General features: G+C 67.8%; 6 protein-coding genes. 3 read left to right on the forward strand and 3 right to left on the reverse strand.

All coding sequences use genetic code 11. The features are described from left to right. The first annotated feature begins 106 nt into the window (after positions 1-106). The gene (locus tag ACSQ2H_RS15045; RefSeq protein ID WP_436062199.1) at positions 107-751 is read left to right on the forward strand and encodes an alpha/beta hydrolase; all 645 of its coding nucleotides are present in this window, start codon (positions 107-109) and stop codon (positions 749-751) included. Here the strand turns inward: ACSQ2H_RS15045 and ACSQ2H_RS15050 are convergent. Further along, positions 673-9,954: an amino acid adenylation domain-containing protein gene (locus ACSQ2H_RS15050; protein WP_436062200.1), complete on the reverse strand. Its 9,282-nt coding sequence runs from the start codon at positions 9,952-9,954 to the stop codon at positions 673-675. The genes ACSQ2H_RS15045 and ACSQ2H_RS15050 overlap by 79 nt on opposite strands. 10 nt (positions 9,955-9,964) lie before the next feature. Next, a complete protein-coding gene (locus ACSQ2H_RS15055) occupies positions 9,965-14,404 on the reverse strand; it encodes a MupA/Atu3671 family FMN-dependent luciferase-like monooxygenase (protein ID WP_436062201.1) in 4,440 nt (1,479 codons plus the stop codon). A 287-nt stretch (positions 14,405-14,691) separates the two neighbouring features. On the opposite strand from ACSQ2H_RS15055, the gene ACSQ2H_RS15060 reads away from it, so the two are divergent. Beyond that, positions 14,692-15,393 carry a 4'-phosphopantetheinyl transferase family protein gene (locus ACSQ2H_RS15060; protein WP_436062202.1) on the forward strand — a complete coding sequence of 234 codons (702 nt, stop codon included), beginning with the start codon at positions 14,692-14,694 and terminating at the stop codon, positions 15,391-15,393. A 61-nt stretch (positions 15,394-15,454) separates the two neighbouring features. On the opposite strand, the gene ACSQ2H_RS15065 is transcribed toward ACSQ2H_RS15060, so the two are convergent. Then, positions 15,455-15,697 carry a hypothetical protein gene (locus ACSQ2H_RS15065; RefSeq protein ID WP_436062203.1) on the reverse strand — a complete coding sequence of 81 codons (243 nt, stop codon included), beginning with the start codon at positions 15,695-15,697 and terminating at the stop codon, positions 15,455-15,457. Positions 15,698-15,985: 288 nt separating this feature from the next. On the opposite strand from ACSQ2H_RS15065, the gene ACSQ2H_RS15070 reads away from it, so the two are divergent. Beyond that, positions 15,986-19,414 (forward strand): response regulator, encoded by a 3,429-nt coding sequence (locus ACSQ2H_RS15070; RefSeq protein WP_436062204.1) that lies wholly within the window; start codon positions 15,986-15,988, stop codon positions 19,412-19,414. The last annotated feature ends 17 nt before the right edge of the window (positions 19,415-19,431 follow it).

Consider the following 19,431-nt stretch of genomic DNA (forward strand, 5'->3'; position numbering starts at 1 on the left):
GTTCCAAAATTATGGAATCTATGACTTTGGCCGAGACGCGAGGTCGCTTCCGCCCAACGCCCGCAATGGCGTGAAATCGATCCAGTTTCGCTCCACTGACGGCCAAATGATCGGTGCTCGGCTCTCCCTGCCGGCGCCGGGCAAGCCCGTCATCATGAGTTTCTATGGCAACGGAGCCGATGTGGACTCGTCGTTCGAGCGGCTCCGCACCCTGCGCGATCGCGGCTTTGGGATCGCCATGATGGAGTACCGCGGCTCGCGCGGCACGGGCGGCAAGGCCAGCGAGATGAACTTCGCCCGCGACGCCCTCGCCTTCTACGACCAACTCGACGAGTTGATGGGCGCGCCGACCGGCAAGCGTGTTCTGCACGGCTTCAGCCTGGGCGCAGGCGTCGGCAGCCGGCTTGCGACGGCGCGTCCCTTCGACGCCGTAGTGTTCGAAGCCTCGCCCTATCGCGCCTGCCTCTACTACCAGGACGCCTACAAGGGCTTCCCGTTCTGTTCGGTGATGTGGGCCGAGCGATACGACAACATCGACCACGTCCGCGCCATCAGCGCGCCCAAGCTCTTTGTGCACGGCGCGCTGGACGAATCCTTGCCTGTCGCCCGGGCGCGCCAGCTATTCCAGGAGGCTCCCGGCCCGAAGGAGTACCTGGAGATTCCGGACGGGCATCACGCCGACCTCGCCAGGTTGGGGCTGGCCGATGCGATGGAGACGTTCATTTCGCGGGTCGTGGCGCCGTCGTCCTGAGGCGCGATCCGACTTTCGATCATCTTGGCCAGCAGCCGGACGTTCTGATCCTTCAACATTCCCATGTGGTCGCCATCGACCCACGGGGTCTCGACCGTCGACGGATTGGACACCGTTCCCCAGCCGAGGGTCGGATCGAGCTCGAGAGCGCGGCGCGCCAGCAGGCGCCGCGGCCGGGTGCGGAACAACGTGACCGGCGCGCTGATCTTGCCGCCTTCGTACTTCCGAGCCGCCGCCATCCAGATGTCCTGCATCACCTGATAGCGCGAGTGCGACAGGCTGGAGTTCTCGACGAAGCGGATGCGCCGGCCACGCATGATCCTGGTGCGCACGGCCTTGGCGCGCCGCTCGAAGAACAGGGGCAGCCCCTCGATGCGCAACAGCTGGAACTCGTCGAGCAGCCACTCGCCCACGCCCAGCTTGACGGGCGGCCTGAATTCCTTGGCGAAGCCCGGCGCATAGGTGTCGAGCACGAACAGCCGATCCACCTTCTCACCCGCCATCTCGAGCTGTCGGGCCATTTCGAAGGCCGTGAACGAACCGCCGGAGTAGCCGGCCAGCAGATAGGGACCTTTCGGCTGGTGACGCCGCATGTATCGAATGTTCGCGGCGGCCATTTCCTCGATGGTCTCATACGGCTTGTGACCGAGCACGCCGCGCGTCTGGAAGCCCACCACCGCCCGGTGAAGCCCGAGTTGGGCCCCAAGCTCCATGAGATTGTTGACGTTGCCGCCGACGCCGCCCGCGATGAACAACGGGCGCTCGTCGCGATCGGGCCCGGGGTGGATGACCGCGCTCGTGTCCCAGTCGGCGTTTGGATTGGCTTCGGTAGTCGCCGGGGTCGTCATCTCGAGCAACTCCGCAAGCTCGCGCAGCGTCTGATGGCTGAACAACGTGGAGATCGGCAGGTCGTGCCCGAAGTCGCTGCGAATGCGATCGAACAACCGCACCGCCAGGAGCGAGTGGCCGCCCATCTGGAAGAAGTTGGCGGCGGCTGAGCTCACGTTCACGCCGAGCACGGCGGACCAGATCTTCGCCAACCGCGCCTCGGCGTCGCCTCGCAGCGCCGCGTCGGCCTCGCCATTCGATCTTGGGCTGTGCAGCGCCGGCAGCGCGCGCCGATCCGGCTTGCCGTTGGCGTTGAGCGGGATCTCATCCATCGCCACGAAGAATGACGGCATGGCGAAGTCCGGCAGACGCGAAACGAGGAAGCCCCTCAGTTCGGCGGCCTCCGGCGCCTTTCCCTGCGCCACGAAGTAGGCGGCCAGCACCTTGTCCGACTGGCCTTGCGGCACGACGGCCGCCACCACGGACTGTCGAATGGCCGGATGGGCGTCCAACGCCTGCTCGATCTCGGTCAGCTCGACGCGGAAGCCGCGGATCTTCACCTGGGTGTCGGCCCGCCCGAAGAAACGCAGCACCCCGTTTCCCGGGTTCAGCACCAGATCGCCCGAGCGATAGAGCTTCAGCGTCGGATCCCAGGGCGCGGTGACGAACTTCTCCGCGGTCAGTTCCGGGCGGTTCCAGTAGCCCAGCGCCAGGCCGCGGCCAGCGATGCAGAGTTCGCCGATGATCCCGTCCGGAACCGGATTGAGGTTCTCATCGAGAATGTAGGACTGCGTGCCCGGAATGGCCGGTCCGATCGGCAACGGCAGGCCGCGCGACAGATCGGCCGGCGTGACTGTATGCGCGTTGGTCACGCAGCTCTCTGTCGGTCCGTAGCCGTTGATGACGGCGATGTTCGGACAGGCCGCCATGACCCGTCCCACATGGGCGGGTGAAACGACGTCGCCCCCGACGATGACCTGGGTGACGCTGGCGAAGGTCTTCGGCCGCAGGTCGGCGATGGCGTGGAACAGGCCGGACGTCAGCCAGAGCGTGTTGACGCCATGACTCTGGATCGCGTCGGCGAGTTGCGAGATCGAAAGGGCGCCGTCCGGCGGCACCACCAGGGTCCCGCCATGCAGCAGCGACGCAAACAGGTCGATGATCGAGGTGTCGAACGCGAAGGCCGACGAATGCAGCGTGACGGTCGCGTCCGACATCTGCAGCCAGTTGGTGTCGCGCAACATCCGAATGATCGAGCGATGCGGCAGCACGACTCCCTTCGGAACCCCCGTCGTGCCGGAGGTGAACATCACATAGGCAATGGACGCGCCGTCGATCGCCACCGTCGGACGGATAGCCGGGCTCTGCGGGAACTCGGCCCAGGAGATGATCCGCACGCCTTCCTGCGCTGCGGCGGGACAATCGCCGAGCAGGATGGAGATGCCCGTGTCCCGCGCCATGAAGCGCAACCGTTCAGCCGGCAGACTGACGTCGAAAGGCGCGTAGCCCGCGCCCGCCTTCAAGACGCCGAATACCGCAACCACCAGCGACAGCGAGCGCTGCGACGAAATGCCGACGAGGTCGCCCGGACGAACGCCGGCTGCGACCAGCATGGCGGCCAGCGCATCCGAGCGCTGGTCCAGTTCGGCATAGGTCATCACCTGGTCGCCGAACCGCACGGCGACCTTGCCGGCGTGCCTGCTGGCGACATCTCGGAAGACTTCGGTGACCGTCTGCGGTCCAGCAGCGCCCGGATCGACGTGGGAACCGCTGGCCGGGCCGATCTCACGGCCGTGTGCAAGCAGCGTGGCGAGCGGCTGATCCATCGCATCCGGCGTCGCGGCGATGGCCCGAAGGAGGCTCATCAGATTGTCCGCATGCAGTTCGATGGTCGCGTCGTAGAAGAGATCAGTCTTGTAGTTCCAGGTGAGCTCCACCCGGCCCGGCGCGTCGAACTGGTTGAAGAACAGGTCGAAGAACTCGTGCCCCGTCGAATTGACCTCGATGCGCGCGGTAGCGCCGCCCAGTGCGATGCTCTCGAGATCGGCCAGCCCGTCGATGTTGACGACGACCGGTGCAAGCAAGTGGCGTGCAGAGGTGCGCGGCGCCTGCAGGTCGCGGACCAACGCCCCGTGGGTGTAGTTCTGGTGCTCCACCGCCTCGAGCATGTCCCGACGCGCCTGGCTCAGCAGGTCGCGAAGCGTGGCGTTGCGCTCGACGGTGGCGCGCACCGGGAGGAAGCTGACGCCATGGGCGACGACGTCTTCCAGGCCATGCGCGATCTGCCCCGCCACCGGGATGCCCACGGTTACGTCGGTCGTGCCGGCCATCAGCGACAGGTAGTAGCGGAAGCTCGCGAAGATCAGGTTGCGCAGCGGCGTATCGGCCCTCTGGGCCACGCCGCGCAGCGCCGTTTCCAACGTTCCGTCGAGCCGGGTGACGACCCGCGCCGCGGCGGTCGTCGGCATCGCCGGATGCGGCTTGTCGAAGGTCAGATCCATGACCGGCAGCGGGCCGGAGTACTTTTCAAGCCAGAACTGGCGGTGCGCTTCAGCCTCGGCCGAACCGCGCCACTGCGCCTCGGCCTCGACCAGGTCGCTGACGCCCTCGGCCGGCGGCAAGGCGGCTGGCTCGCCCTTCAGCGCAGCCGTGTACAGCGCTGCGAGGTCGCGCATGAGCACCCCGGCCGACCAGCCGTCGCAGACAATGTGATGGACGATCAGCACCAACTCGGATCGTCCATGAGGCAGGCGCAGCGACAGGCCACGCAGCAGCGGGCCTCCGGTCAGGTCGAACGGCGCGCCGGCCGCCGCATGCATCAGCGCGTCGCGCTGCGCCTGAGCGCGCGCCTCTTCCAGCTCGGAGAGGTCATGCTCGTCCAGGTCGAAGCCGCCCTGGGGCAGGATGTTCAGCGTCGCGCCTTCCAGGTCGAAGGCGGCCCGCAGCACCTCGTGCCGATCGACGAGCGCCGCGAACGCGGCGCGCAGGGCCGGCAGGTCGAGAGCGCCCGCCACGTGCATGGAGAAGGACAGGTTGTAGGCGATGAGCGCCGAGCGATCGACGAGGATGCTGCCGGCGATTTCGCGCTGGCCCTCGGTCATCGCGATACGCCGCGGCTCCAAGCTTCGCTGCCGCTCGGGGGGCGTCGACGACGTCTCGGTGATTTGGTCGGGCGGAGCCGCACCGGCGCCCAACAGCACCGCGAAGGCCTCAAGGCGCGGCGCCTCGAACAGCTTACCCAACGGCAACGACACGCCGAATTCCTTGCGCACCCGCGCGATCATGCGGACCGCGTTCAGCGAGTGCCCGCCCAGCGCGAAGAAGTCGTCTTCGGGCGCGATGCCGGAAACGCCGAGAATGTCGCTCCAGATGGCCGCCAGTCGTGCGGTGACAGGATCGGCGATCTGCTGCTCGGGCCGGCTCTGGCTGACCTGCTTGTCGGCCGCGGGAGCCTCGACCATGGCCAACCGCAGCAGATCGATCGAAACCGGCGAGACCACCATCTGGCGCGCGCCATGGTCGAAGACCCGCGCGAACAGCTCTGGCGCCTCCAGGCGCCGGATGCCTGTCGACAGCAACTGGCTGCTAAGGCTCTGCCGCGGCTGCGCCACGGCGAGCCCGCCGGCGGCGATGGCGCGCAGGGCGAAGTCCTCGATCTGCACCAGGACGTCGCCCGCCATGTCGCAGATGGCGACCTTGAACGACGCGAACCGCCCGGCCTCGCTGGCGATCAACTCCGCATGCGCGACGATGCGGTCGGTCAGCGGCGCAAACACCTGCATCCTGCCGGCCGACATTGGCGCATAGACGCTGCCAGTCAGGGGCACGAGGGCCATGCCGATCGTCGCCGCCATGTCGAGCAAGGCCGGATGCAGCGGGTGATCGACGAGGTCGCCGCGGAAAGCCTCGGCCAGGGCGAATTCGCCTGACACCTGGTTCTGGGCCGCGCGGATCTCGCCCACGCAGTTCCAACGGGGACCAAAGCCGATCAGCCGGTTCTGCACCGGTTGGCCGCTCGCCGCGGAAACCGGCCAGTCCGAAACGCTCATCGGCGTCGGCCGAGGCGTCGGCGCATCCAGCGCGACGACGCGGGCGCGCATGTGCTCAACCGGCTCGGCGCTCATGACGGCGCGGCTCTCGATCGCCAGTTCAAAGCCGTCCGGCGCAGGCTCGAGCCGAACCGCGACCCGGCGCGGCATGCGTTCGAAAGTCATGGCGGCGGTGAACTGCAACGCGTCGAGAACGAACGGCCGCGGCCCCATGACCGCGAGGGCCGCGACCTGCGCCAGCTCCATCGAGGCGGCCCCCGGCAAGACCGGCACGCCATCCACGAGGTGTTCGGCCACGCGCCAATCGGTATCCGGGTCGATCACGCTCTCGAACACGATCGAGCCGCCGGCTGCATCCTGGCGACTGCCGAGCAGCGCATCGCCGTTGGCGGCGACCGCGCCGGCGCCATAGGCGCGCGCAGCCATGCCGATGTCGCGCCAAGCGCCCCAGGCGATCGAGAAACCGTCCTTGCGACTGGCGGCGAAGGCTTCCAGCGCGGCGTTGGCGCCGGCATAGGACGTCTGTCCCACGCCACCGAGCAGCACAGAGGTCGACGAGACAACCGCGAAGAAGTCGAGGCTGCCGTCCGGATAGAGCCGGCCGAGCGTGCGCGCGCCGATGAGCTTCGGCTCCATGACGGCGAGCGCGGCTTCGAGCGGCTGCAGGGCGAGCGGCGCGTCGTCCAAGACGCCGGCCGCATGGATGACCCCGTTCAGCGCGCCGAAGCGCTCGGCGATCGCGCCCAAGGCCGCCACGGTCGCGTCAGGATCGGCAAGGTCGGCTTGAACGAACATGACCTCCCCGCCGCGCGCTTCGATTTCGGCGCGAAGGGAGGCGTCTTCCGTGGCATGGCGCGACAACAGGACCAGACGGGCCTGCGCGACGTCCGCCAGCCAGCGGGCCATTTCACGACCAATGCCGCCGACGCCGCCGGTGATCAGATAGGCGCCGCTCCTGCGCAGGCGCCGTGGGAGATCGTGCGGCTTGACTGCCGTAGCGGCCTTCCGAGACCGCACGAAGCGGCCTTCGCGCAGCGCCACATGATCGGCTTCGCCCGGAGCTGCGGCTTCGGCCAGCAGCGCGTCCAGGTCCGAGCCCTCTCCGAAGTCGACAAGCACCGAGGTCAGGCCGGGGACCTCGCGCGGCGCGACCCGGGCCGGGCCGAGCAGCGCGTTGGCCTGAGGATTGGCGACGGGCTCGCCGTCGACGCTCGCGGAGCCCTGAACGACGAAGGTCAGGTGTGTCGGCAGTCCTGAATCGGCCTGCTGCAACAGGCGCGAAAGCAGATACGCGCCAGAGAACGCGTCGGCGGCCGAGTTCGGATCGACGCCCCAGAGATAGAGGATGCGCGCCGGCGTCGATGGCAACGCTTCGCCCAGGGCGTCGAAGTCTTCCTGGCTGTCCGGGCGAACCGTGAAGCCATCGCCGCCTCGGCTGAAGCCGGCGCCCATACGGACCGTGACCGTGCGGGCGCCGTCGGCGCCAAGCCGAGCCAAGACCGCCTCGGACAGTTCGTCGCCACCCGCAAAGACCAGCCAGTCGCCGTCCAGCTTCGCCGCCACGCCGTTGCGCGGCTGCTCGCTCCAGCCCAGATCCTCGAACCACTCAGCAAGGTCCAGCTTGCGGACGAGTTCCGGCGCGTCTTCGGCTTCGGCAAGGGCCACGCCACGTCCCGGCTCGACCCAATGCCGCTCCTTGGCGAAGGCGTAGGTGGGCAGCGAGACGCGCGCGCCGTCCGTCGGCACGGCGAGCGACCAGTCGACATCGGCTCCGTGAGCCCAGACCCCGCCGAACGCGGCGAGCGCGACTCCGGCCTCATCGTTCGTGTCGCGTGGGCGTGGCGAGGAGTAGAGGACGGCGCGCGGCGGGACGGGCGCGTTGCAGGCCTCGATCAACGGGCCGAGCGACTGCCCGGGACCCACCTCAATGACGATGCTCGGCTCGCCGGCCAGGACGGTCCGCGCGGCGTCGGCGAAGCGCACGGTGCTGCGCAGGTGCTGCACCCAGTAGTCGGCCGAGCAGAGATCCTCGTCTGTCGCCCAGCCGCCGCGCATGGACGACGCCATCGGCACGGCCGGCTTCTCGAACGTCACGCCGGCGAACCCGGCCCGGAACGGCTCAAGCTGGCCGTCCAGTTGCCGAGAGTGCGCGGCGACCTCGATGTGGATCCGCCGCGCCTCGATGCCGGCCTTCGCCAAGGCCTCTTCGACCCGTTGGACGTCGGCGGTCTGGCCCGACAGCACCGTCGTTTCGGCGGTGTTGATCGCCGCGATATCCAGCGTGTCGCCGAGATAGGGCTGCACGCGATCGACGGAAAGCGGCACAGACGTCATCGCGCCCGCGGGCGCCTCGTCCATGACCTTGCCGCGCAGTGCGACGATCTTGAGCGCATCGGCGAGTTGCATGGCGCCGGCCGCGACCGCGCCGGCGTACTCGCCGACGGAGTGGGCCAGGATCGCGGCCGGCTTCACGCCCCAGGACTGCCAGAGCTTGGTGTAAGCGTATTCGAGAATGAACAGGGCCGGGATGGCGTACCCGGAGCGTTCGAGCTTCGCCTTCGCCTCGGCGTCGTCGCGCTCGCGGCGGAACATGATCTCGTAGAGGTCTGCCGGCGCGATCGGCGGCAGCCCAGCGAAACACGCGCGCACGGCGTCGGCGAAGACCGGATAGGCCGCCAGCATTCCCGCGCCGGCCCCGGGGTACTGCGCGCCGCCGCCCGGGTAGAGGAAGACGATGCGGGGCGCACGATCGCCTGCGCTGCCCTGCTGGCGATAGGCCGAGCTGCGCGCAGCCAGCGCCGACCGCAGTTCATTCGCGTCGCGGGCGGCGACGACGACGCGCTCGCCGAACGTGCGGCGGCCCTCGCGCAGCGTGAAGGCGATGTCGGGCAGGCCGGGCACGTCACCGCCCAGCCAGTCGGCCCAACGCTCGCGCGTGTCGTCGAGATTGGGCTTCGTGCGCGCGCTGAACGGATAAAGCTTCCAGGCGCCGTCATCGGCCGACGCCTCGCGGCGCGGCGCCTCCTCGAGGATCACGTGCGCGTTGGTGCCGCCGACGCCGAGCGAGTTGATCGCCGCGCGCAGCGGAACGCTCCGCTCCCAAGCGGCGCCTTCGGCGACCACGCGGAACGGGCTGGCGTCGAAGTCGAACCGGCTGTTGGGCTTCGAGAAATTGAGGCTGGCGGGCAGCGTGCGATGCCGCATCGCCTCGACGACCTTGATCAGGCTGGCGCTGCCGGCGGCCGTATCGAGGTGGCCGATGTTGGTCTTGACCGAGCCGATGCCGATGCCGGCCTTTGGCGCGCCGCCATAGACCTGCTGGAGCGCGGCGAGTTCGATCGGATCGCCGATCGGCGTCCCGGTCCCATGGGTCTCGATGTAGGAAATGTCGGCGGCCGACAGTCCCGACAGCGCGAGCGCCTCGGCGGCCGCTTCAGCCTGTCCGTCGACCGAGGGCGCGAGGTAGCTCGCCTTGCCGGAGCCGTCGTTGTTAACCGCGCTGGCCAGGATCACGGCCTTGATGTCGTCGCCGTCCGCCAGCGCATCCTCGTAGCGACGAAGCACCACCAGCGCGACGCCCGAGCCGAACACCGTGCCCTTGCTGTCCTCGTCGAAGGCCCGGCACAGTCCGTCCGGCGAGAGGATTTCACCTTCGCTGTACGTGTAGCCGACACGATGCGGCAGCTCGATGGTGACACCGCCCGCAAGGGCCATGTCGCATTCCATGTTCAGCAGCGAGCCGATAGCCGTGTGCACGGCCACCAGCGAGGTCGAGCAGGCGGTCTGAACCGCAATCGACGGGCCGGTGAGGTTCAGCAGATAGGACAGGCGGGTGGTGAGGAAGTCCTTGTCGTTACCCGTGTGGCGCAGCAGGAAAAGACCGATTTCCTCGGCCAGCGCAGGATTGCTCAGCAGGTTGAACGGCAGATAGGCCTGCATGCCCGATCCGGCGAACACGCCGATGCGGCCGTCGAACTTCTCCGGAACATAGCCAGCATCCTCGAGGGCTTCCCAGCCGCACTCGAGGAAGTGCCGATGCTGGGGATCCAGGATCGACGCCTCGCGCGGCGAAAACCCAAAGAAGCCGGCGTCGAAACACTCCATGTCCGGCAGGACGTTGGCGACGCGCACATAGTTCGGGTCGGCGAGGCGCCGGCGGCTGACGCCGCGCGCCAGCAGCTCGGCGTCGGTCAGGCGCTGCGCGCCATTGCGCGCATCGCGGAGCATCGCCCAGAACTCATCGACATTACGTGCCGAGGGAAATCGGCCAGCCCGCCCGACAATGGCGATACGGCCGCCAGACGCAGTGCTCGCATCGTGTCCCACGTCCCCCTCCCTATCTGCGGCCCATTCTGGCCAGCCGGGCGGCGGCGCGCGCAGCGCCCCTGTCGGCGGCGGTGTTGGCCGGAGCGGCGTCGCTCGACAGATGCGCCGCGATCGCGCGAACCGTCGGGAACCGGAAGATGTCGGTAATGGCGATGTCGCGCGCGAAGTGCGCCTTCATGCGCCGCTGCATCTGAACGACCAGCAGCGAGTGCGCACCGAGATCGAAGACGTTCTCGGTGACAGAGATCTCTTCCAGCCCCAGAGCGTCCTTCCAGATCGACGCCACGGCCGCTTCGGTGTCGTCGGTCGCGGCGACCATCTCACCGCGCTCAGCGACCGTCTTGGGAAGCGGCAACGCCTTCCGGTCGATCTTGCCGTTCGGCGTCATGGGCATACGGTCGAGCACGACGATCTGCGTCGGACGCATGAACTCGGGCAGCTTTTCGGCCAGCCGCGCGAGCAGCTCCTGTTCGCTGAACGCCGAAGCGCCCACCGTGACGTAGGCGACCAGCCGCTGGTCGTCGGCGCCGAACTCGACGGCCTTCACCGCCACCTGTCGGACGGCGTCGGATTCAGCGATCACGGCCTCGATCTCTCCGAGCTCGATGCGGTGGCCGCGGACCTTCACCTGATTGTCGATCCGCCCGAGGAACTCCAGCGAGCCGTCGCCCTGCATCCGCGCGAGATCGCCCGTCCGATACCAGCGCTGGCCCTCACGCTCGACGAACCGTTCCGCCGTGAGGTCCGGCCGCCGCCAGTAGCCAGGCGAAACGCCCGCGCCCGAGATCCACAACTCGCCTTCCATGGTCCTGGGCGCCAGTTGGCCGCCGGGCGCGCGGACGCTCAAACCCGTGTTGGCGATCGGCTCGCCGAGCGGGACCCGCTCGCCGACCTCGTCAAGCGCAGCGACCGACGACCAGATCGTCGTTTCGGTCGGCCCATACATGTTGAGCAGCCGTCCCTTGAGACCGGCGCGCAGGTCGCGCGCGAGATCCGGCGCCAGCGCCTCGCCGCCGACCATCAGGCAATCGAGTTGCTGGAGCGCCCGCTTGCCCGCAGCGTCGGCGGCGAGATAGGCGGCCATCGACGGCGTGCACTGCAAATGGGTGATCGCGTTGTCGACAATGTCCTGAGCCACCGAGCTCTTGTGGCCGACGCCGCCCTCCCGCTCCAATTCGCTCATCAGCGTGCGGATGTGCTTGAGATTGGCCAACACGGCCTCGGACTCGATGCCGAAGTCGATAAGGCAGGCGATTTCGTCGACGCCCGCCGCGGTCACGTCGCGGACGATCTCCTTCGCGGTCTCCGGGGTCCCGAACAGCCCGGCTCGGCGGTAGTACCGCTCGAATGCATGATCCAGCAGGGCGTCGAGCTCGTCCGGCGTAAGGTCCTCGGTCTCAAAAACCTGCTGGGGGCTGCGCCCCGTGGCGTCGGCCCGCGAGACGAAGGTCGGGAAGGTCCACGACGCGCGGCGCACCAGGTCGACGGCGCTGTTGAGATAGGACTTCATCGGCTGGCGCGCGGTGCGCAGCACCGTTTCCTCGTCCTCGGAAACGAAGGTGTGCAGCATCAGCACCACGTGACCGGCTCCGTCGAAGCCAGCCTCGGCGCGCGCCTGACGATAGGCCGCGATTTTTTCCTTCAGCTCGTCGATGGACTGGCCGAGCAGATGGGTCAGCACCCCGCATCCGAGACGTCCGGCCTCGGCGAAGGTGTCGACATTGCCCGCCGCGGTGATCCAGAGCGGGAAGTCCTTCTGCACCGGACGCGGATGGATGTTCACAGCGACCGGCTTGCCGTCGGGCCCGGGAAACTCGAGGGCCTCGCCGGCCCACAGGCGGCGGAGCGTATCGACGGTTCCCAACGCGATCGACTTGCGCTCGGGGAAGTTCTCCGGCCGAAGAATGAAATCGTTCGGCTGCCAGCCGGACGCGATCGCGATGCCGGCCCGCCCGCCGGACAGGTTGTCGACCAGCGCCCAGCTTTCGGCGATGGACACCGGATGGTGCAGCGGGGCGACCACCGATCCGGCCCGCAGCTTGACGTTTTTCGTCATCCCGGCCAGCGCGGCCGAACTGATCGCCGGGCTTGGGTAGAGGCCGCCGAACTCATGGAAGTGGCGCTCGGGCGTCCAGATGGCCTCGAAGCCGTTTTCGTCGGCGAAGCGTGCACCCTCGAACAGGACGCGATAGGCGTCCGCGCCCGCGGGACCGGACTGAGCCGCGAAGTAGAACAGCGAAAAGGCGGGCATGTCGCCCTTGCCGCCACCGCCCTGCAGCACGACCGTCGCGCCGCGCGTCAGCGTCCACAAGAGCTCCAGCACGGAGATATCAAACGACATCGACGTGACCGCCAGCAGCCGCGCCCCGCGCTCGAGCGGCACGACGCGATCCATGCCCGCGAAGAAGTTCGTGACATTGCGATGCTCGATCATCACGCCCTTGGGCCGGCCGGTCGAACCGGACGTGTAGATCAGGTAGGCGAGGTCGCTTGGCTCGCCTCTCATGCCGGCGAACTCCTGGCCGGCCTCGTGCGAAACCATGCGGGCCGGATCGAGGAAGCCGGGCACGGCGGCGCCCATGTCGGCCACCACCAGCGCCGCCCCCGAGTCCTCGACCATGAAGGCGATGCGATCGGCCGGATAGGTCGGATCGAGCGGCAGATAGGCCGCGCCCGACTTGAGGATGGCCAGCATGCTCACGAGAAGATCGGCGCCGCGATCGAGATGGAGCCCGACCACTGAACCTGGGCCAGCGCCGCGCGCGGCCAACGCGCCGGCCAGCCTGTCCGCTCGTTCCTCGAGCTCGCGATAGGTCAGCTTGCGGCCGCCATCCTCGATGGCGACGGCGTCCGGCATGTCCTGCGCCATCTTGGCGATCAAGGCGTGGATGGTGTCGACGCTCTCGCCCGGCCCTTCCGCCGCCGAAGTCGCTTGGCTGTGGCCCAGCGGCAGGCTGGCCAGCGCGGCGCTTGGCTCACCGAGGAAGCCGTTGCAGAAGGCGCTGAAATCGGCAGCGATTGCGCTCACCACATCGGGCGCGAAGAGACCGGCGCGGACGCTGATGGTCGCTGGATCGCCATGAAGCACGATGTCGGCCGCGATCCGGCTAGGCGGGCCGGCGATGACGACGCCAAGAGCCGACCGCGCGACCTGCGCCGCGGCCTGCCCTTCGAGCCGCAAGGGCAGGTCAGCCGCCATTGGCCCCTGCGCCTGAGCTTGGCCCAAGGCCGCCGAGTAGGCGGAGTATGCAGATCCGGCCGTGCCGGCGAGGTCGAGCTCGACGGTGATCGGAAGCCGATCGGACAGCGCGGGGTTTGCAGCTTCGGCCGCCGCCGCGAGCGTGACGCGCGACTGGCCCGAACAGCACGCCAGCCACGCGGCCCAGGCCGCGCCAAGCGCGTCCGCAGCGACCTGCCCGACAGCGAGCGGCGCCTCGGCTGCGCCCGCCGCATGGTCCCGCGGATAGGGAGGAAGCAAGGGACTGGCGCTCGCCAGTGCGCCTTCCCAGAAGCGTTCAGCAAGACCCACGTCCCGCAGTGTCGCAGCGTCCACCGAAAGCGTGGCGACCGACGCGCCGACCGCAAGGCCCAGCGAAGTCGGATCGACCGCCTGACCGTCCATGTCCGTGAGACCCGTCAGGTCTACGGCGCTGTCCGCGGCCATCAACGTGATCGAACTGGGGTCAAGCGCGAGAACTTCGCCTGGCCGCCCCCTGCCCTCGCCCTTGAGCTCCAGCGCGCGCACCGCCAGGAGCTTATCGCCCAGCAGCACCTTCGGCAGCGCCAAGGGGTTGCGCCGCGCCCCGAAGTCCAGCGCCCGCACCATGGCGCCAAGCTCGGCCGCAGGCCGCGTGAAGTCCAGGACCCCGAGGGCGGCCGGACGCTTCGCTCGCGCGTACTGACCGCGCCGCCCGCTCAACGGCGTCGCGCTCAAGCGCCCCGTGGAAAGGTCGTTCAAGAGCTCCCGGAAAGTCTCCTCGCCCGCCTCGTAGCAGCGCAGGTTCAGGCTGAACGTCGTCTCGGTCGGCGTGATCGCAAAGCTGCGCGACTTCAACACGCGCCCAGCATCGACGGCCTCGACCATCTCGTGCCACGTCACGGCGTGCTCTTCAGCGCCTTCGAGGATCGCCCACGCCGGAACGTTCAACCCGCCACGTCCAGGCAGCGGACCATCGTGGAAGTTGATCGCCATCACCCGCGCGGCGGCCAGCGCGTCAGGCGCAAGGACCGTGAGGTTCGCCACGCTGAACAGGTAGTCAGCCCCGCCGCGCTCAAGCTCCGGCGACCCTGGGACGCCGAGCAGCGCATGCCCGGCCTCGCGCGCCCAGGCCATGATCTGGGGGTCCGAGGTGACGACGCCCGCCACCTGCCCGCCGGTCTCCGCAAACGCTTCCGCGCAGCGGATCAGAAGTGTGCCATCCCCAACAAAGTAGGCGCTTTGTATCGTCATTTGAAACCGCCAAAAGTTCGGCCGTTCTGGCCGACAAGGATTTCCTGCGACAAGAGAGCTTATCTAGTTACATACTGAAAAGACTAGCTAGTGCGATGCCGGGGGGACAACGGGATCGTTAGGTGACATAACAATTTTTTCGGTAACGAAATTCGACAACGCAACAAGGACATACAGGCATTAATTAAAGACTTCCGCGACGCGTTCCCGTCCACATAAATGCTGTAGACGGAGAGGCTGGAAACGGTCAGCTGACGATGACGGGGGGGATCTGAGCCATTCTGGACTTGATCCAAATTGATCTTGCCGGGCCGGTGACGACCGAACTCACGGCGAGCCTTTCGCCGGAGGAACTCGCCAGGGCACGCTCATTTCACTTCGATCACCTGCAACGACGCTACGTTGTCGCTCACGCAGCGCTGCGAAGCGTCCTCGCCACCTATCTTGCGTGCGCACCGGCGGACATCTCGTTCCACGTCAACGAGTGGGGAAAACTCAGCCTTCCGGGCGGTCCGCATTTCAATCTGGCGCACTCAGATGATTTTGCGGTGATCGCGGTCGACCGCGAGCGCGAAATCGGGGTCGATCTGGAGACCGGATCGCTCGTCCTGACCCGCGAGGAAATGACCCACGTCTTCTCGCCCGACGAACTGGTCGAACCGCATGAACGCGATCTGGCGGACGTGGATCTGTTGCGGCTCTGGGTCAGGAAGGAAGCCGTCCTCAAGTCCCTCGGAAAAGGGGTCACGCACGACCCGTCCCGCGTCACCGTGGGCTTCCCCTCCGTAGACTTCGACCAGTGGCGGCGCGTCTCGACCGTCGATGACGGCGTGCGACACGATTTTCACGTCCTCGACGTCCGCATGGGCGACATGATCTGCGCCGTCGCACGGCGCGACCATCCCCTGCCCGTGGGGGCGATCACCGTCACGAGTTGGAAGCGCCCTGGGTACATATTGTCTACTCACAGCCGCCAGCATTCGGCGTAGCTGGGGATAAGAATGAGGGCTGTGGCGACCAACCCGCGAGGGGCTGGCCGCCACGCTGATCTCACTTCGACGGGCTGGTATCCGGCGTGTTGGCGGTGGTCGCCCCGCCGTCTGCATTGCCGGCTTGCTGCTCGACCCTGTCGGCTTCGGCGTTGAGCGCCTTTTCCTGCGCTTCGTTAGGCGTCGCCGCGGCCTGTGCTTCGAGGGCGTCGGCTTGCCGCTCGGCGGCCTTGTCCTGCGGACTATTGCAGGCGGTCAGCAGCAGCGCGGCGGCTCCGGCGGCGATGATCGTCAGATTGCGCATCCTTGTCTCCTCTATGTTCCAAGCCGGTAGGAAAGCCCCACCGGCGCAAATGGTTCACCGGGAAGTGATCGCCGGGATGTTAGGCCTGCCATCGACAGCGGGCGCGCCAGACCCCCAACGCCAGCGAAGCTTGGGTTCATGCGACCGCGACGAACTCGTGGCCGCCGCAACCATGGGGGCGCGTCGAACCAGCGCGCATTAACAAACGAGGTTTCGGTTAGGGGCGGCGAACTGTTACGTCGGTCGCGCCGCGGGGTTGTGGCGTCCGAAAGCGTACAAGGAATACGAATGGCGGCTGCGTCCCTGCCCGATACCTCCTCGCCGTTCGCCCGCCGCTCCGAGGTCTGGACCACCATCGGACTGGTCGCGGCCCTGGTGTTTTTCGTGCTCAGCGGCGCCCTCGCGTTCTTCAACGTCCAGATGCTGCGCGACAACAACGAGCAGGTCGTTCGCACGCACACCGTCATCATGTCGTTCAGCCGACTGCTCTCGTCGTTGCAGGACGCCGAGACGGGTCAGCGCGGCTTCGTCATGACCGGCGACGAGCGGTATCTCGATCCCTACAACGACGCGGTCGCCGCCATCCCGTCGCGCTTGGAAGCCATCGCGGACGAGGCCCGGAACAATCCCGTCCAGCAAAGCCGGATCGGCTCCCTGCGCCGGAACGTCAACGCCAAGCTCGTCGAGCTTGAACAGACGATCGTCCTGCGGCGCAGCCAGGGCCGCGACGCGGCCGCCGCCGTGGTGGAAGCCGGCCGCGGCAAGGCGGTCATGGACGCCATCCGCTCGCAGCTCGACTCCATGCAGCAGGAGGAAATCCGACAGCGATCGATCCGGCTTGTGGAGATGGAAGCCGCCTATCGGACGGCCTGGATCAGCGGCATTCTGTCGTGCGTGCTCGGCTTGGCCCTGACGCTCGTCGTCGGACTGCTGGTCCGGCGTGCGACCAAGGCCCGGGCTCGTGAGGACTGGCTGCGCACGGGCCAGGCGGGCGCCGCCACGGCCATGCTGGGCGATCTCTCCCTCCCCCAGCTGGGCGACGGGGTGCTCGACTTCTACGCGCGTTACGTCGGCGCGCAGGCCGGGGCGGTCTTCGCCGACGACAATGGCGACTACCGGCTGGCCGCCAAGTTCGGCGTTCCGGCCGACGCGACCATCACCGAACGGTTCGCCGCACGCGAGGGCCTTCTTGGACAGGTCGTCGACACCGGGGCGGCGGTGCTGGTCCGTGATGTCCCGGAGGGCTACCTCACGATCGGCTCGGCCCTTGGCCGATCGAAACCCGCCCACCTGCTGATCACCCCGCTGCTGGCCGACGGCGAAGTGACCGGCGTCATGGAGCTTGGCTTCCTCAACCCCGTGGACGCCCCGATCCTGGAGCTGCTGGAAAAGGCGGCGCCGGCGATCGGCGTGGCCATGCGATCGGCCCAGTACCGCAGCGAACTGCGCGCCCTGCTCGCCGAGACCCAGCGGCAGTCCGAGGAACTGCAGGTGCAGAGCGAAGAGCTGCGCGTCTCCAACGAGGAACTGGAAGAGCAAGGCCGCGCGCTGAAGGAATCCCAGGTCCGGCTCGAGCAGCAGCAGGTCGAGCTCGAGCAGACCAACACCCAGCTCGAAGAGCAAGCCCAGCAGTTGGAGACGCAGAGGGACGACCTCGCCCGCTTCAACGCCACGGTCGAGCTCAAGGCGCGCGAGCTCGAACAGGCCAGCCGCTACAAGTCTGACTTCCTGGCCAACATGTCCCATGAGCTGCGCACGCCGCTCAATTCGCTGCTGATCCTCTCCAAGCTCCTGGGCGACAACGCCGACGGCAATCTGACCGAGGAACAGGTCAAGTTCGCACGGACCATCCAGTCGTCGGGCGACGACCTTCTGACGCTCATCAACGACATCCTCGATCTCTCCAAGATCGAGGCCGGCCATCTTCAGATCCGCCCCGAGTCAACCTCGCTTGCGAGTCTGGCGGCCGGTCTGGACCAGCTGTTCAGTCCGATCGCCGCCGAGCGTGGCCTGGCCTTCGAGATCGACGTCGACGCCGGCGGGCCCGCCAGTCTGGAGACCGACCGCCAACGGCTGGAGCAGATCCTCAAGAACCTGCTGTCGAACGCCTTCAAGTTCACCGAGGCCGGCGCCGTCAGCCTGACGATCGCGCCGGTCGACAGCGACCGGGTGGCGTTCTCGGTGACCGACACCGGCATCGGCATCGCCCAGGACCAGCAGGCCAGCATCTTCCAGGCCTTCCACCAGGCGGACGGCACCATCAGCCGCAGGTACGGCGGCACGGGGCTTGGACTGTCGATCTCCACCGAACTGGCCAGGCTGCTCGGCGGAACGATCTCGGTGACCAGCACCGAGGGGCAAGGCAGCACGTTCACGCTAGTGGTCCCCCTCGCCTACGACCCGTCCCTGGTGGCGCCGCGCCCGGCTCCGCCCGTGGCGAGCCCGGTCGCCACGCCGACGGCGGCGGCCCGCCCCTCCCCCTTGCAGGCCAGGCCGGCGCAGACGCTCGCCGATGACCGCGATGGGCTGGTCCCGGGGCGGCGCAGCCTGCTGATCATCGAGGACGACGGCCCCTTCGCCGCCATCGTCCGCGACCTGTCGCGAGATCTCGGCTTCCAGAGCCTGGTCGCCCGCACCGCTGTGGAAGCTCTGGACCTGGCCAAACGTTTCAAGCCCAGCGCCGTGGTGCTCGACGTCGGCCTGCCGGACCAGTCAGGCCTGACCGTCCTCGACCAGCTCAAACGCGACGACGAGACCCGTCACATCCCTGTCCACGTGGTTTCGGCCTCCGACCACACCCAGACCGCTCTGTCGCTCGGCGCCGTGGGGTACCTCGTCAAGCCGGTGAAGCGCGAGGAACTGGCGCAGGTTCTCCAGTCACTGGAAGCACAACTCACGCGGACGGTGCGCCGAGTGCTGATCGTCGAGGACGACGAGGTTCAGCGCGACGCGGTGAGCCGCCTGCTGGCCTCGGGCGACGTCGAGACGGTCGGCGTCGGCAGCGCCGCCGAATGCCTGGAGCGCCTCAAGCAGGAGACCTTCGACTGCATGGTCCTGGACCTGTCGCTGCCGGATGCTTCAGGCTTCGCACTACTCGAGACGTTGAGCAGCGAGGGCGGCTCCTTCCCCCCGGTGATCGTCTATACCGGCCACGACCTGTCGCCCGACGACGAGCAGCAGCTGCGCCGCTACTCTCACTCGATCATCATCAAGGGCGCCAAGTCGCCCGAACGGCTGCTCGACGAGGTCTCGCTGTTCCTGCACCAGGTGGTGTCCAAGCTGCCGCCTGAGCAGCGCAAGATGCTGCGCAAGGCCCGCAACCGCGACGCTGTGCTCGAAGGCCGCCGCATCCTCATCGTCGAGGACGATGTGCGGAACATCTACTCGCTGTCCAACATCCTCGAACCGCGTGGCGCGGTCATCGAGATCGCGCGCAACGGCGAAGAAGCCATCGCCGCACTTGAGGCCTCCCAGGACGGGCCGGGCATCGACCTCGTCCTGATGGACGTCATGATGCCGGTGATGGACGGCCTCACCGCAACCCGGGAGATCCGCAAGAACCCGCGCTGGGCCAAGCTGCCAATCGTGGCGTTGACCGCCAAGGCCATGCCTGACGATCAAGAGCGCTGCCTGCAGGCCGGGGCCAGCGACTACATGGCCAAGCCCCTCGACGTCGACAAACTGCTGTCGCTCGTCCGCGTCTGGATGCCGAGGTAAGCGTGACCCGGGTCGAG

Source organism: Phenylobacterium sp. LjRoot97, assembly GCF_964254345.1.
In the GTDB taxonomy this organism is placed as follows: Bacteria; Pseudomonadota; Alphaproteobacteria; order Caulobacterales; family Caulobacteraceae; genus Phenylobacterium.

Coding starts and splice junctions, on each gene's coding strand:
- ACSQ2H_RS15065 (WP_436062203.1), bottom strand. CDS start 15,697: ATGCGCAATCTGACGATCATCGCCGCCGGAGCCGCCGCGCTGCTGCTG.
- ACSQ2H_RS15055 (WP_436062201.1), bottom strand. CDS start 14,404: ATGACGATACAAAGCGCCTACTTTGTTGGGGATGGCACACTTCTGATC.
- ACSQ2H_RS15070 (WP_436062204.1), top strand. CDS start 15,986: ATGGCGGCTGCGTCCCTGCCCGATACCTCCTCGCCGTTCGCCCGCCGC.
- ACSQ2H_RS15045 (WP_436062199.1), top strand. CDS start 107: ATGATCGGTGCTCGGCTCTCCCTGCCGGCGCCGGGCAAGCCCGTCATC.